Origin of the sequence: Adhaeribacter swui, assembly GCF_014217805.1 — a bacterium.
GTDB lineage: Bacteria > Bacteroidota > Bacteroidia > Cytophagales > Hymenobacteraceae > Adhaeribacter > Adhaeribacter swui.
The window spans coordinates 387,095-401,556 of the sequence record NZ_CP055156.1; the positions used below are offsets into that span (position 1 = coordinate 387,095).

Annotated in this window: 12 protein-coding genes; 4 read left to right on the top strand and 8 right to left on the bottom strand. The window is 42.6% G+C overall.

Features of this window, described 5'->3' with window-relative positions; all coding sequences use genetic code 11:
- Nucleotides 1-102: 102 nt before the first annotated feature.
- Nucleotides 103-1,311 carry a Pycsar system effector family protein gene (locus HUW51_RS02720; RefSeq protein WP_185272474.1) on the top strand — a complete coding sequence of 403 codons (1,209 nt, stop codon included), beginning with the start codon at nucleotides 103-105 and terminating at the stop codon, nucleotides 1,309-1,311.
- A gap of 106 nt (nucleotides 1,312-1,417) precedes the next feature.
- Here the strand turns inward: HUW51_RS02720 and HUW51_RS02725 are convergent, their stop codons facing one another.
- Both HUW51_RS02725 and HUW51_RS02730 read right to left on the bottom strand, forming a co-directional pair.
- Complete coding sequence (locus HUW51_RS02725; protein ID WP_185272475.1) at nucleotides 1,418-1,897, bottom strand: hypothetical protein; 480 nt, start codon at nucleotides 1,895-1,897, stop codon at nucleotides 1,418-1,420.
- A 591-nt stretch (nucleotides 1,898-2,488) separates the two neighbouring features.
- Nucleotides 2,489-3,256: a sulfite exporter TauE/SafE family protein gene (locus HUW51_RS02730; RefSeq protein WP_185272476.1), complete on the bottom strand. Its 768-nt coding sequence runs from the start codon at nucleotides 3,254-3,256 to the stop codon at nucleotides 2,489-2,491.
- A 214-nt stretch (nucleotides 3,257-3,470) separates the two neighbouring features.
- Here HUW51_RS02730 and HUW51_RS02735 point away from each other — a divergent pair, with 214 nt between their 5' ends.
- The gene (locus HUW51_RS02735; RefSeq protein WP_185272477.1) at nucleotides 3,471-4,043 is read left to right on the top strand and encodes a Uma2 family endonuclease; all 573 of its coding nucleotides are present in this window, start codon (nucleotides 3,471-3,473) and stop codon (nucleotides 4,041-4,043) included.
- Nucleotides 4,044-4,087: 44 nt separating this feature from the next.
- Here HUW51_RS02735 and HUW51_RS02740 read toward each other — a convergent pair whose 3' ends face one another.
- The gene (locus HUW51_RS02740; RefSeq protein ID WP_185272478.1) at nucleotides 4,088-6,682 is read right to left on the bottom strand and encodes a lamin tail domain-containing protein; all 2,595 of its coding nucleotides are present in this window, start codon (nucleotides 6,680-6,682) and stop codon (nucleotides 4,088-4,090) included.
- Nucleotides 6,683-6,827: 145 nt separating this feature from the next.
- Between HUW51_RS02740 and HUW51_RS02745 the strand changes: the two genes are divergently transcribed.
- On the top strand, nucleotides 6,828-7,817 hold the full coding sequence (locus tag HUW51_RS02745; protein ID WP_185272479.1) for an aspartate-semialdehyde dehydrogenase: 990 nt from the start codon (nucleotides 6,828-6,830) through the stop codon (nucleotides 7,815-7,817).
- 63 nt (nucleotides 7,818-7,880) lie between these two features.
- Here HUW51_RS02745 and HUW51_RS02750 read toward each other — a convergent pair whose 3' ends face one another.
- The 5 genes from HUW51_RS02750 to mscL all read right to left on the bottom strand — a co-directional run bounded on the left by HUW51_RS02750 (nucleotide 7,881) and on the right by mscL (nucleotide 13,297).
- The gene (locus tag HUW51_RS02750) at nucleotides 7,881-8,681 is read right to left on the bottom strand and encodes an alpha/beta fold hydrolase (protein ID WP_228466915.1); all 801 of its coding nucleotides are present in this window, start codon (nucleotides 8,679-8,681) and stop codon (nucleotides 7,881-7,883) included.
- Between the two features lie 89 nt (nucleotides 8,682-8,770).
- Entirely contained in the window at nucleotides 8,771-9,412 is a 642-nt protein-coding gene (locus HUW51_RS02755; RefSeq protein ID WP_185272480.1) for a hypothetical protein, read from the bottom strand.
- A 275-nt stretch (nucleotides 9,413-9,687) separates the two neighbouring features.
- Complete coding sequence (dxs, locus tag HUW51_RS02760; protein WP_185272481.1) at nucleotides 9,688-11,604, bottom strand: 1-deoxy-D-xylulose-5-phosphate synthase; 1,917 nt, start codon at nucleotides 11,602-11,604, stop codon at nucleotides 9,688-9,690.
- Nucleotides 11,605-11,849: 245 nt separating this feature from the next.
- On the bottom strand, nucleotides 11,850-12,827 hold the full coding sequence (locus HUW51_RS02765) for a DUF3078 domain-containing protein (protein WP_185272482.1): 978 nt from the start codon (nucleotides 12,825-12,827) through the stop codon (nucleotides 11,850-11,852).
- Between the two features lie 53 nt (nucleotides 12,828-12,880).
- Entirely contained in the window at nucleotides 12,881-13,297 is a 417-nt protein-coding gene (mscL, locus tag HUW51_RS02770) for a large-conductance mechanosensitive channel protein MscL (protein ID WP_185272483.1), read from the bottom strand.
- A gap of 199 nt (nucleotides 13,298-13,496) precedes the next feature.
- On the opposite strand from mscL, the gene HUW51_RS02775 reads away from it, so the two are divergent.
- On the top strand, nucleotides 13,497-14,279 hold the full coding sequence (locus HUW51_RS02775) for an enoyl-CoA hydratase/isomerase family protein (RefSeq protein ID WP_185272484.1): 783 nt from the start codon (nucleotides 13,497-13,499) through the stop codon (nucleotides 14,277-14,279).
- Nucleotides 14,280-14,462 lie beyond the last annotated feature (183 nt).

The window sequence follows — 14,462 nt, forward strand, 5'->3', positions numbered from 1 at the left end:
CTCGCGAGTTAACCTTACGGTAATAATTAGCGTTTTACTCAAATAGCGGGCGCCTGGCTGCGTTTTTTTTACGGGTTTACGCCTTGCGTCATTATTCTATCTATGGAAACATCACTGCTTATAAATAAAGAACAAGAAATTATATTAAAGGCGAGGCAATACGTACAAACGCTTTTTACAGATAAATTATCTAAAAAATACGTTTACCACAATTACCGCCATACGCTTGAAATTTCGCAGGAAGCCAGCCTTTTAGCGGACGATTACCAGTTACCGGAATCAGAAAAAGAAATTTTGCTTTTGGCAGCTTGGTTTCACGATACCGGCTACACCGAAACCTACCAGGGCCACGAAGACCGGAGCGCCGAAATAGCCACTGCTTTTTTACAACAACAAAACTACCCGGCCGCCCAAATACAGCGGGTAAAAGCGTGTATTCTAGCTACCAAAGCGGGCAGCCAACCGGCCAGTTTACTCGAAGAAATTCTAGCCGATGCCGATATTTCGAACATCGGGAAAAAGACTTTTTTCCCGAATGCCGAGCTGCTGCGGGCCGAATGGGAGATTTTTTTAAATAAATTTTATACCGATGCCGAGTGGGCGCAATACCAACTGGATTTTTTAGAAGCTACTCAATTTAAAACCGAAGCCGCCCAGCGTCGCTATAATTACCAGTTAGCCCAAAACTTAATTGAACAGCAAAATATTTTAACGGAAAGCGCGAAAAAAGAAAAAAAGGCCGAAAAAAAGAAACGAAAAACTTACGCGCAACCCAAACGGGGTATCGAAACTATGTTTCAGAGCACCTACAGCAACCACATGAATTTGAGCTCTATTGCCGATAATAAAGCCAATATGATGATTAGCTTAAACGCGATTATTATGTCGGTGATTATTACGTATCTGGGCGCTAAAACCTCCGTAATTGGTACCGAGTTTACCCGTAATCCTATTCTGATGATTCCGGTGGGTATTCTATTGTTAACCACGTTGGGTTCGGTAGTTTCGGCTATTATGTCGGCGCAGCCAGAGGTTACCAGTTTTAACATTAAACCCAGCAAAGTGCAAAGCAAAAAAGTGAACCTGCTGTTTTTTGGTAATTTCACCAAATTACCTTTAGAAGATTTTCAGGCAGGCATGTACGAGATTATGCGCGAAAAAGACGCTTTGTACACCAACATGATTACAGATATTTATTACCTCGGCGATGTTTTGGCCAAGAAATACCGGTTACTCCGCATCTCCTACACCATTTTTATGATTGGTTTAATCTTAACCGTAATTGCTTTTGTGATTGCGATTAGCCGCTAAGTTATTCTGGATAAATCGTGATTTTTTAAAAATTAGCTATAAAGTAAAAAGCCGGTTGATTTACTAACCGGCTTTTTACTTATTAAACTTTAAAGTAATTTACGAATTATTTCTTCTCTTTAGCAGCTTGCTTTTTGTCGGCCAGCATTTGTTCGCGTTCTTTTTGTTTTTGTTCCAGAGCTTCCTCGCGGGCTTCGGCTTTTGCTTCGTCGGCTTCTTTGGCTAGTTTTGCTTTGTCTTTAGCGGCAGCTTCTTTTTCTTTAGCCAGTTGTTTTTGTTGATCTTCTTTGGCTTCCTGCGCTTCTTTGCGGGCTTTTTCTTTAGCCTTTAAAGCATCTTCGCGTTCTTCGTTTTTCGCCGCTAAGGCTTTGGCTTTAACTTTATCGGCATCCTTTTTTTCGGCGGCGCGCGTTTTAGCCAGTTCTTTTTTCTCTTTTTCTTTTTGTTTGGCAGCTTCTTCTTTGGCCTTTAATGCTTCTTTGCGCGCCCGCTCTTTTTCTTTGGCCGAGTCTTGGGCCAAAGCCGGATTAAAGGTAAACACCAGCGTTAATAAAGTTAAAATAGTTAATCTGTAGAGGTGTCGCATAGTTTATATTTTTGTTTTACGCTTGCTAAAATAAAGCCGGTAGCGCTCTTACGCCGGATAAAAACTTATTTCAAAAAAAGACCCCAATTTAGTGCTATACCCACCTGATTTAACTCCTAAAAACTTGCACAATAACCCATTTACTTAACTACAAAAAAGCAAAGTTTTAAAAAATCAGGGCTTCCGATGAAGCAAATACCAAATTTAGAAGCTGGATTTCTGTGAGGAGAATTTTCTGATTGATAAACTCTCCTGACCTGCCTAAAATAAAACACCCACTCACGGGAGCGGGTGTTTAACAGGAAACAGGAAATTCAAAATTTCAAAAATATTGCTATTCTGATCGTTTTTACCAGAAATTTTTTAAATCAAGTTAGTTGTATTGCCAGTATATTATCGCCTGTTTGCCGGAATTCTTAAAAATGCCAACACCAATGCGCTGGCATTTTTTCATAATAGGCGCGTTGTATTGTTTATAAATACAAGAAAACGTACGAACAATTTACTCTAGCGGATTGCGACAGAAGTACTGTTTTTAAAATTTTTAATTTTAGCTAAAGACTTACGGGCAAGTAAAATTTACCGATGCTGTTAATGTTTGCAAAAGCTATCGTAAGCAAATTTGCAGATGATAGCCGCTACCACAATTAAGAAAAACACCCGGATAAAACCCGTACCTTTACGAATAGCTAAACGGGCACCTAATGTAGAACCTAATATATTACAAACGGCCATGGGCACCCCAATGTGATACAATACCTGTTTGGTAAACACAAAGTACAACAAAGCCGACAAGTTAGTGGCTACATTCACAATTTTAGCCGAAGCCGAAGCCGCCAGAAAATTAAAGCCAAACAAACCAATAAAAATAAACATCAAGAAACTACCGGTTCCGGGGCCAAAGAAACCATCGTAAAAACCAATGGCTAAACCTACTCCTATCCCATACAATTTTTCCTGGGTTTCGGTAAGGCGGGGAGCGTGCAGGCTGCCAAAATCTTTGCGTAAAAAAGTATAGGCGGCTACGGCTATCAGTAATAATAAAATTACGGGTCGCAACATATCCGTTGGAATAGCACTTACGGTACGCGCCCCGATAAAGGAAAAAACAAAAGCCGTAATGGCAGTAGGCAAAATATTACCCCAATTAATTTGTACGCTCGTGCGGTAACGCAATAAAGCCGCCGTAGTACCCGAAATTCCAGCTAATTTTCCGGTACCTAATAAACTGGCAATGGGCTGCTGGGGCAGTAAAATAAGCATGGCCGGCGTTTGAATAAGGCCGCCGCCACCCACAATGGCATCAATAAATCCGGCCAGAAAAGCAAAAAAACACAGGTAAACAATCTCAACTTCCACAAAAGCCACATTAAACTTTCCGGTTCCGGAAAACACCCATGCAAATTAATAATATTCGTTTATCCAACGGTTTAAAACCCGTAATCTTCACTTAATCCTTATTTTTTAATTTTTCTATTTTCCCACAAGATAGAATCAGGAGCGCCGGGTTAATCAAAGAGTTAATCCGTAAATTAACCATGGTTTTCGTTATATTTGCTTAAACGAGAGTTTTATGGCCGTTCAGACTAAAAAGTTTATTACTCCGGAAGAATATTTAGCTACCGAAAGAGAAGCAAATTTTAAAAGTGAATACTACCAGGGCGAAGTATTTGCTTTAGCCGGGACGGGTAATAACCATAATATTATTACTGCTAATTTAATTATAGCTTTAGGCAATAATTTTAGAGGTAAAAATTGCCGGGTTTATCCCAGCGATATGCGGTTGCACATTCCACTAAATGGACTTTACACGTATCCCGATGTGCTAGCAGTTTGCGGCGAAAAGCAATTTCTGGACGAGAAAAAAGATACCATTTTAAATCCAGTATTGATTGTAGAAGTACTATCGCCCTCAACGGCTGATTACGACCGGGGCACTAAATTTATGCTTTATCGCAGCATTGTTAGTTTACAGCATTATTTACTGGTTGATTCGCGAACCTGCCACGTAGAAAAATACACCAAAAACCTGGATAACACCTGGGTACTGACGGAAGAACGAGACCGAAATGCCGTGCTAACTTTTACTAATCCTGGTTTTGAAATAGCCTTAGCTGCTATCTACGAAGATACGGAACTAGCTTAAATAAAGTAAGTGCTTCCTGATTTAGAAATTTTTAAAAATTTAGCTTAAAGCTTTCCGCCCACAACCACTGTTTCTTTAAAAGTTTGCACGTTGCCTTGCAGGTTAAATAATTCGATAAATAATACATAATAACCGATGGGCGCTTTTTGCTGCTGATCGTTGGTGCCATCCCATTGAAAAAACCCTTGATTCGCTAAAAGCTCGTTTTTTATCAGACGTTTAATCAAACGGCCGGCCCGATCGTACACGGTTACATTGGCGACCATGCCGTTTTTCGCGGCCGCGTAATTAATAGTAGTAAAATCACGGTCGCCGTCGCCATCCGGCGTAAAAACTTTGGGCTCAACGGTAAATACTTGCGCGGTTGAGCTTGCTTCCTGCACCTGCGAATTGCGATAACCCGGCGTAGCGAAGCCCGCACTGGTGGCCGCCGAATGAAAGTTGCTAGCCGTACTTGGTCCATCTAACCGAATTCGTTCCAGCGATACGCCGTTTACATCGTCAATCAACCGAAAGTGCATGTCTTCGTGGTAACTTACCCGGTCAATCTCTTGCTTATCGGGGTTTAACAAAACCACAGTACCAGCTTCATCGGGGAAAGAAGGCATACTACTAACTTTTAAAAAATTTTCTAATTTGGCTTTCGGATAATGCTGCTGCACAATATCCGGACGCATGGTAAGTACCAGGTATTGCTGCGGTGCCAGAATAAAAGGAGCTGAATTTATAGTGCGGGCATCTAAAGCGGTATCAGCCTTCATATTGCCAATCTGCCAGTTTTGCAAAGAGATATACTTTTCGGAGCGGTTCACAATTTCCACGAAATCTACGCCCCCACTACGCGGATTAAACAAAATTTCGTTAATAACCACATCGCCGGGAGCAGCGGTTTGGGGCAATAAGAAACTAGCTTTAGCCGGGTTAGCCAAAATATTACCACTGCAATCGCGAATATTGGTAACGCTTACTTCGTAGGTTTTACCGGCTTGCAGGCTGCTTCCGAGGGTAAGTTCCACGGTAGTAAAATCGGGGCTTATAACGGTAGCTTTTAAAACCGGTATGTCCGGCGAAATCTTATAAAAACCAGGATTTACGGATTGGGCGCTATCCAGCTTCTCGTTAAAAGTAAGCGAAAGAACCGAGTTATTTTTAATTATAGCTTGATTTAAGACGGGCGGCAAATTATCGGAATTGCTGGCTTTTACCGAGTTTTCTTTACCCGGCGTGCCACCCGCTTCGTTTATGCTGGCTACCCAATTGTTACCCGAAACGCACGGGTTTTGCAAATCAATTATCTCCAAACTCCAGCCGCCTTCGGCTTTACTGCTGCTACGGTACCAGGCTGGCGTATAATTTACTTTATCAATTAATTTACCGGTTTGGTCAAATAACTCTACCGCATCGCCGCCGTCGTTTAAAGAAGGAAAAGTTTTCAACCCAATTACTTTACCAAAAGGCTTAAACTCTAAAGTATCGGTGGCGCGGCAAACAATCCGGTACTCCCCCGGAGCAAATAAAACGGCTGAAAAAACGGCCATAGCGGTTGTAGCATCGGAATACTTCCAGTTAGCCAGGTTAAAAGTTTTGCCGCTGGCATTATAAATTTCAAAAAACTCACTTTCGGGCAAACCTACGGCTGGCGAGTAATCCGCTAGAATTTCGGTAATCCGCACATCGCCGGGTAGGGCAATTACCGGCCGCTCGTAAGTAAAAGACCGGCTCTCGGTGGTAGTTTGGGCATTGGCGTACAAATCTTGAATTCCGGATACCGCTAGCGTATGGGTGCCGGTTGCAAACTCGTCGGCAAAAGTCAGATGGACTAAACCTGGCGTGGCCGCGTCGCGCAAAGCAGTAACCGGATGAACGTTAACGGGCTTTAACGTATAATTCATAACCAGTTGCGCCGAAGTAGTGGAAACGGGTTCGCTGAAATTTACATCCACCGTATTACTGCCTGTTCGGGTAATGCTTAATACGGTGGGCGCTTTTGTATCGCGGATGCGGATATCATCGAAAAAGAACTTTTTAGCATTGGCCGAAGAATATTTTAAAAAAATGCCAAAATACGCCGCTTGCCGGTAAACGGAATCTGTAACTGTGCCTTGCGCTACATAGTTGGTACCGGCCCCAGAAAAATCGGCATCTAGTTGCCATTTCCCTCTGGCGCTCCGGGTAACTTTAACCCGTACTATATTGGCCGTATTACTAGCCAGCGTTTTATCGGTACCATTAATAATAATTATGGGCGATTTTCCGACATCTTTCCTAAAAAGACTTACCTCATCGGCGGTACCACCCAGGCGCACAAAGTAACCGCTGTTTTTACCGCTTAAGTTTACAGAATCAGAAAGTAGATATACATCGGCGTAATTACTGGCCGATGTAGCAAAATTTAATTGCGCCCAAAATTCCCAGGAAACATCGGTTGCCGAAGTAGAAGCCGTAGCTAATTGCAACTGGGTACCGGTAACAGCCGGCCCGTTACTTTGCAACTGACCCGCCGCGTTCACTATAAAAGCATTTACATGGCCTTGCCAGGTTGGATCTTGCGAAAAATTACCATCAGAAAAGTTATCCTGTAACTGGCTAAAGCTCAAAAATGGCAAAAGAATAAAAAAGAAAAGTAAAATTTTTCGCATAGCACGCGATTAGTCCTGAAAATATATTTTCTTTGCGCCGCGTTTTGCATTTGGTTAAAGCTTAAAAATAAGCGATATAGCTGAATCCAGAATTAGCGGAACGTATAGCTAACATTTTTTATATTTTTTAATTCAATTAAAACCCATGAAAGTAGCAGTAGTAGGAGCCACCGGCTTAGTAGGCGGTGAAATCTTAAAAGTATTGGAGGAACGGAATTTCCCCGTAGACGAAGTATTATTAGTAGCCTCGGAAAAATCAATTGGTACCAAGAAAACTTTTAAGGGTAAGGAGCTGACTGTAATGGGAGTAAAAGAAGCCATTGCCGCAAAACCCGAGATAGCCATATTCTCAGCGGGTGGTAGCACTTCTTTAGCCGAAGCGCCCAATTTTGCGGCCGCCGGTATTACCGTTATTGATAATTCTTCGGCCTGGCGCATGGATCCTTCCAAAAAATTGGTAGTACCGGAAATTAACGCCCAGGAGTTAACCAAAGACGATAAAATTATTGCCAACCCCAACTGCTCTACCATCCAAATGGTGGTGGCCTTAAACGAGCTGCACAAAGCGTTACAAATTAAACGCATTGTGGTATCTACGTACCAGTCGGTTACAGGTACTGGTAAAAAAGCAGTAGACCAGTTAATGAACGAGCGGGCCGGCAAAGAAGGCGAAATGGCTTACCCATACAAAATAGATTTAAACGTAATTCCGCACATTGATGTGTTTACCGAAAACGGCTACACCAAAGAAGAAATGAAAATGGTGAAAGAAACCAAAAAAATCTTCGGCGACGATAGCGTAAAAGTAACCGCTACTACCGTGCGGATTCCGGTAATGGGCGGCCACTCGGAGTCGGTAAACGTAGAATTTGAAAAAGATTTTACGCTGGATGAAGTGTACGCTATTCTGGAGAAAACCCCCGGTGTAATTGTAGTGGACGACGTTAAAAATTTAAAATACCCGATGCCGCAAGATGCGCACCAGAAAGACGAAGTATTGGTGGGCCGTGTTCGGTTAGACGAAACCCAGGAACGCACTTTAAACATGTGGATTGTAGCGGATAACCTACGCAAAGGTGCGGCTACCAATGCCGTACAAATAGCGGAGTATTTACTTGAACACAATTTGGTTTAATTTTTTAAATTTTTTCTTTTTACAAAGCCCCAACAGTAGTTGGGGCTTTTCGTTTTTTAAAATTTATACCAAAATAGACTCTGCAAAAGCGCGTAATGCATTTTGCGTTTCCAGCGGTTTTTCAAACATGCCCATGTGGCCGGTGTTGGCTAAAAGCAGCACGGTGGCATTAGCCGGGATGGTACATTGCGCCAAAGTTTGTTCCAGCGTAACGGCCTGGTCGTCTTTACCCGCGATAAACAGCACCGGATACCGGGCATCTTTTAAAACTTTTGTTCTTTTTTTGCGATTGCGCATGCCCTTTACCGCACCCAGAACTGCCTCAATAGAGGTGTTTTTACCAATAGCAGTCAGCATTTTTATTTCTTTCGAAAAATACTTCCGGCGGGCCGGCGAGAACAAAGGCGCCACAAACGAATTCATAAATACATCTAAGCCATTTTTTTTAATAAACTTTATGGTTTTGGTGCGCACTTCTTTTTTCTCTTTGGTATCGGGTAAAGCGCTGGAATGAAACAAACACAAGCCACTTAGCATAGTGCGGTATTTCTCGGCAAAAGCCAGCGCTACGTAACCGCCCATCGAATGCCCCACCAATACGCATTTTTTAATTTCTAAGGCTTTTAGCACCTGGTACACGTAAGCAGCCGCTTCTTCCATGGAATAACTGGTGCGGGGTGCAGTATTTTTACCAAACCCGGGCAAATCAATGGCAATAACCCGGTATGCTTCTAAAAAAGGTTGGGTAAAAGTATCCCACACTGCTTTGCTTTCGAGAAAGCCATGCAGAAAAACCAGTACTTTACCCGCACCACCGGAATCTGTAATTATTTGTTCATCCATATTTTTTAAAATTTCGCTCATGAAAAAACCCGTAAAAATTTCTTCTTACGGGTTTTTGAAAGAAATGCTACTGATTATCCAGCAGAAACACTTTCTTAGGGATTAAGAATTTATTTCAGCTTAAATTTCTTAACGTTTGAATCGTTGATTTTAAAGTATTTAACTACGGCATTGTAATCATTTAAATCAACCGGATATTTGCTCATATCCGCTTTAGTAAGTGGTTTACCGGTAGTACGTCCCCCAATATTTCTACCCGGAATAAGAACAAACCGGAATACCTGATCTGTGGTGTAGTTTTTAAAATCAGCGCCGGATAAATCAGCCGCAGATTCTAAAAACAATAACACGGCCGTGTTGGAATAAGCAAAATTGTAAGTTAAAGATTGCCCTTGCACCGTATAGGTAGCAGGCAATGGGCTCCAGAAAGGAGTATTACCATCCTGCGAGACGCCAACTAATCGATAAACCAGCATAATATCACTGGCTCCAACCGGAAACTCTTCATCAAACTCTAAACCAAGAGAATACTCTTCGGCTGCAGTAAAAGTAGCACCTGGTATGTCAAATACCTGAGCTGAATCGGCACCAGATTCACCGGGAGGGCCTTGCGGACCAACAGGGCCTTGGGCACCAGCAGGACCAGCGGGGCCGGCTGGACCGGGAGCACCGTCTTTCCCATCATCGCCTTTGCACGATGCCAGGCAAACTAAAATCGAAAAAGCCAGAAAAAGTTGTAAGATTTTTTTCATAAGGTTGCATGTTTATGTTGCCTTAATAATAAAGATATAAATGAAAATATTCTAACTTTTCTGGAAAAAATATAGATTTAATTTGAGGCTCTAACTACTAGTAAATGAATATAATCCAGACGATTTTGGCTGAGCTGATAAAAGTTATTTTTTAAAACTTTTATATTACAAAGAAGCCCCTGAAAATTTTAAAATACTGCCAGATAAAAAACAAACCCTGGAGGTTTAGCTCCAGGGTTTATAGTATTGTTAATCGAATAAAATGTTTGTTATTTTTAAACAGTTACAGCTTGAAATAATATCTGGCGTACTGTTTTCTCAATACCGGCCGGATCAAAGCCGCATTCGCGGTGCAGTTCCAGTTGGGAGCCGTGCTCGATAATAGCATCGGGTATACCCAGCCGTTTTACCTGCAAGTGGTAGTTGTTATCGGCCATAAATTCGAGTATGGCACTACCAAAACCGCCTTGTAAGCACCCGTCTTCGATGGTAATTATTTTATCGTATTTCTGGGCTATTTGGTGCAGCAGCTTATCGTCCAGGGGCTTAGCAAAGCGCATATCGTAGTGCCCGATTTTTACATTTTCTTTTTGCAAGTTCCGGCAAACATCTACGACATAATTCCCAATGGGCCCAATTGTTAGAATCGCCAGTTCTTCGCCTTCCTGGATGGTACGGCCGGTGCCCACGGCAATTTTCTTGAGGGGAGTACGCCATTCCGGCATAACCCCTTCGCCGCGCGGGTACCGGATACTAAACGGCCCCATATCGGGCTGCGACGCCGTGTACATTAAATTGCGCAGTTCTGATTCGTTCATGGGCGACGAAACAACCATATTCGGGATGCAACGCATGTAGGCCAGGTCGTAAGAACCATGATGAGTAGGTCCGTCGGCACCGGCAAAACCGGCCCGGTCTAAACAAAACACCACGTTTAAATTTTGCAAGGCTACATCGTGAATTACCTGATCGTAGGCCCGCTGCATAAACGAAGAATAAATATTGCAAAACGGAATTAAGCCTTGGGTAGCCAAACCTGCCGAAAAAGTTACGGCGTGCTGCTCGGCAATACCTACGTCAAAAGCCCGATCCGGCATAGCCGCCATCATGATGTTTAAAGAACAACCGGAAGGCATGGCCGGTGTTACTCCCATTATTTTACTGTTTTGCTCGGCCAGCTCCACCATGGTATGACCAAAAACATCCTGGTATTTAGGAGGCTGCGGCGTATCGTAGTGTACTTTGTAAATTTCGCCGGTAATTTTATCGAAAGTACCCGGCGCATGCCATTTGGTTTGGTCTTTCTCAGCCAAAGCAAAGCCTTTGCCTTTTACCGTAAGGCAGTGCAATAACTTAGGTCCCGGAATATCTTTTAAATCGTGCAGTACCGAAGTCAGATGATTGATATCGTGCCCATCAATCGGGCCAAAGTACCGGAGTTTTAAAGATTCAAATAAATTGCTTTGCTTCAGCAACGTAGCTTTAATCCCGCTTTCTACTTTAGAAGCAATGGCTTGCGCATTCGGGCCAAACTTACTGATTTTACCCAGAATGTTCCAGACATCATCGCGCAGCTTGTTGTAAGTACGGGATGTAGTAATATCGGTTAAATACTCTTTCAGGGCGCCCACATTCGGGTCGATGGACATGCAATTATCGTTTAAGATAACCAACAGGTTGGTATTGGTTACCCCGGCGTGGTTTAAAGCTTCGAAGGCCATGCCGGCCGTTAAAGCGCCATCGCCAATTACAGCAATGTGCTGCCGGTCGGTTTCGTGCTTGTATTCCGATGCCACGGCCATACCCAGAGCCGCCGAAATGGAGGTAGAGGAGTGCCCTACCCCAAAAGTATCGTACTCACTTTCTTTGCGTTTCGGAAAACCCGATAAGCCACCGTATTTTCGATTGGTATGAAAATTATCCCGGCGACCTGTTAAAATTTTATGCCCGTAGGCCTGGTGCCCCACATCCCAGACTAGTTGGTCATAGGGTGTATTAAAAATATAATGCAGGGCTACCGTAAGTTCTACTACGCCCAAACTAGCCCCAAAATGCCCGCCGTAAATAGAAACGTTATCAATAATAAATTGCCGAAGTTCCTGGCAAACTTCTAAAAGTTGTTCCGCCGGTAATTTCCGGAGATCGGCAGGAGAGTTAATAGTAGCTAAAAGCTTTCCGGGCTTTATTAACATGGGCTGGCTAGTAATTGAATGGTAGAAACAGAACAAAGTTCCGGCCAATAAGTTTGCGCATCTGTATGCCTACTTACGTATTAGGCGCAAAATTAGTCAATTTATTTATGGTAATTTAAAGATTGTGCCCGCTTATTCCGGAAAATAAATGGTAGCGGTTTAAAATTCTTCTGATCTGCTAAAAATAAGGCATTGATAAACCAGCTTTGGGCTCAAATTTTAAAAAATTTTAAATTTTAGAAAACTTAACCTTTCTTGCGGTTAGGGAATTTATAAGTAAGCCCAATACCCAAGGTTTCTTTAAACTGAATGCGGGGCCCTTTTCGATCAATAACGCCGTCTTCGTCCGAATCTATTTCGGTTAAAATATCGTCGTCGTAAATCAGGTGCGTGAATACACTCACCGAAATAAGTTTATTCACTTTCATGTTAACGGTATTTTGCCAGTTTACATCAATGTTTTGGGGGTTCCGGACGTAATTCGAAAAAAGATCGAGTTGCGTTTGAAAAGTAATATTTTCCATGATTGGCGTACGGAAACGGGCGTTCAGGTACCCCCCGAACTCGCGCCGGAACTTGTCGCCGGTACCCGGTATAATGGCGCCAGCCGTATCGCGGCGGGCCGCCTGCACCCCAAAAGCTCCCGCATCGGCCAAGGTCTGGTCGCGTACAATGGTTACCTTGCCCGTTACTGCCGATAAAAAAACCGAAAAATTTTCGCGCGGTTTATAATCGATGCCCAGCGAGGTAAGAATAAATGCTGGCGCCAGAAAACGCGAAACCAATACCTTGGTTTCGCGGTCTAAAGTTGGGGTAAACTGACTTCTAAAATTAAGCTGCGCGGCATAATACCAGGCTTTTGATATATTGCGGCCGTACTTAGAAGTAAAATCAATCTGATCATCGCTCTTTTTCAGGCGTTCTTTGTTTAGCTTAGATAAACCGTAAGTAAAATTACCCGTGTTGTTCCACGAACTACGTTCATCTTTGTAGTTAAGGGTTAAGGTAATTAAACTTAAGCCGGATACCGAACTTTGGCCCCCAGTGGCCCAGTTCGATAAGCTCACCTGGTTAAAATTAAGTGTACCGGTGCCATTAAATTTCCAGGGTTTTGCTTTAGTGGCAGTATCTGCCACGGCTATTACAGTAATAGGGGCAGTTTGTGCCGTTGCTTTCGCAAAACAATAATGCAACAGAAAACTTAACAACCAATATTTTTTCATACCAACAGTATGAGATAAGCGCAGGGGTATTTTTCTAATATTTTTAATAAAAATTAAGAACGGCTTTTAAGAATATCGCGAATATCGGTTAGTAAAAGTTCTTCTTTAGTTGGCGTTGGCGTAGCCGGTGCGGCCTCTTCTTTCCGTTTCATCGCATTTATTACTTTAACCAGGGCAAAGATAGCCAAAGCAATAATGAAAAAGTCTACCAGGCTCTGAATAAAATTACCGTAATTAATAGATGCGCCCTCGGTAATAACCTTGCCCCCTTCCATAATAGGTTCACTCAATACGTATTTCAGGTCTTTAAAATCGATACCGCCAATAGCTAACCCAATGGGTGGCATTAAAATATCGTTTACCAATGATGTAACGATTTTACCAAAAGCTGCTCCTATAATAATACCAACCGCTAAATCAATAACATTTCCTTTAACGGCAAACTGTTTAAATTCTGATAATAGGCTCATAAGTAAATAGATTAAGTTGAACAACTAAATTAGTATGGCTATCAAATATAGCAGAGTTAATAATATTTCAAAATTTTAAAAAACTATCTAGGGCGGGGCGCGGCTGTTTTAATTAAGACCGGTATGTTTGATAATGCATGATGCTTTTAATTATATTTGCGCCGGATTTGGACCTGAATGTAGAAGTCCGGATATATGTATGACAACTTATAACAACCTCAAACTTAACCTGCAGGAAGGTATATTAACCATTACCATCAGCCGGGTGGCCAAACTCAATGCTTTAAACATTGAAACTGTAGAGGAAATACAGACGGCCATGCAGGAAGCATACGATAACGATGAGGTAAAAGGCATCATATTTACCGGCGAAGGCGATAAAGCTTTTGCGGCCGGTGCCGATATCGGTGAAATTTCGCAGTTGAACGAAGTAATTGGGCGGCGGTTTGCCGAGCGGGGCCAGGATATTTTTGCCATGATCGAAGAATCTACCAAACCGGTTATTGCCGCGGTAAACGGTTTTGCCTTAGGTGGTGGTTGCGAGTTAGCCATGGCCTGCCACATCCGGGTAGCCAGCCACAACGCCCGTTTTGGACAACCCGAGGTAAACCTGGGCTTAATTCCGGGCTACGGGGGTACGCAACGTTTAACGCAATTGGTAGGCAAAGGCAAAGCCATGGAACTAATGATGACCGGTGACATGATTACTGCGGACGATGCGCTGCGCCTGGGCTTAGCTAACCACGTAACTACCCCGGGTATGCTCATGGAAAAATGCCTGGAAATAATGCGCAAAATAACTTCTAAAGCGCCGCTTGCCGTGGGCATGATTGTAGACTGCGTAAATGCCTGGTACGATAAAGAAGAACACGGCTACCAAACCGAAGCTAATTCGTTTAGCCGTTGCTGCGGTTCCGACGATTTTGTAGAAGGTATCAACGCCTTTTTCCAGAAACGTAAACCTCAGTTTAAAGGGAATTAATTTAGTTGAATGTTTTAAAAGTTAGAAGGTTTAAAGGTTGTAAAAGTAAAATTTTTAAAAATTTACTTTTTAAGTAACCCGAAACTTTATAACCCAATGGCGGTTTGGCAATACTATCTACTACTATCTACCTTTTTTAATTATTGTGGGAGCTTAGATACCGGCATACGTAGCAATCACCAA

Excerpts from the sequence above, each read along its gene's own strand:
- HUW51_RS02720 (WP_185272474.1), top strand. The coding sequence starts at position 103 with ATGGAAACATCACTGCTTATAAATAAAGAACAAGAAATTATATTAAAG.
- HUW51_RS02725 (WP_185272475.1), bottom strand. The coding sequence starts at position 1,897 with ATGCGACACCTCTACAGATTAACTATTTTAACTTTATTAACGCTGGTG.
- HUW51_RS02735 (WP_185272477.1), top strand. The coding sequence starts at position 3,471 with ATGGCCGTTCAGACTAAAAAGTTTATTACTCCGGAAGAATATTTAGCT.
- HUW51_RS02740 (WP_185272478.1), bottom strand. The coding sequence starts at position 6,682 with ATGCGAAAAATTTTACTTTTCTTTTTTATTCTTTTGCCATTTTTGAGC.
- HUW51_RS02745 (WP_185272479.1), top strand. The coding sequence starts at position 6,828 with ATGAAAGTAGCAGTAGTAGGAGCCACCGGCTTAGTAGGCGGTGAAATC.
- HUW51_RS02750 (WP_228466915.1), bottom strand. The coding sequence starts at position 8,681 with ATGAGCGAAATTTTAAAAAATATGGATGAACAAATAATTACAGATTCC.
- HUW51_RS02755 (WP_185272480.1), bottom strand. The coding sequence starts at position 9,412 with ATGAAAAAAATCTTACAACTTTTTCTGGCTTTTTCGATTTTAGTTTGC.
- dxs (WP_185272481.1), bottom strand. The coding sequence starts at position 11,604 with ATGTTAATAAAGCCCGGAAAGCTTTTAGCTACTATTAACTCTCCTGCC.
- HUW51_RS02765 (WP_185272482.1), bottom strand. The coding sequence starts at position 12,827 with ATGAAAAAATATTGGTTGTTAAGTTTTCTGTTGCATTATTGTTTTGCG.
- mscL (WP_185272483.1), bottom strand. The coding sequence starts at position 13,297 with ATGAGCCTATTATCAGAATTTAAACAGTTTGCCGTTAAAGGAAATGTT.
- HUW51_RS02775 (WP_185272484.1), top strand. The coding sequence starts at position 13,497 with ATGACAACTTATAACAACCTCAAACTTAACCTGCAGGAAGGTATATTA.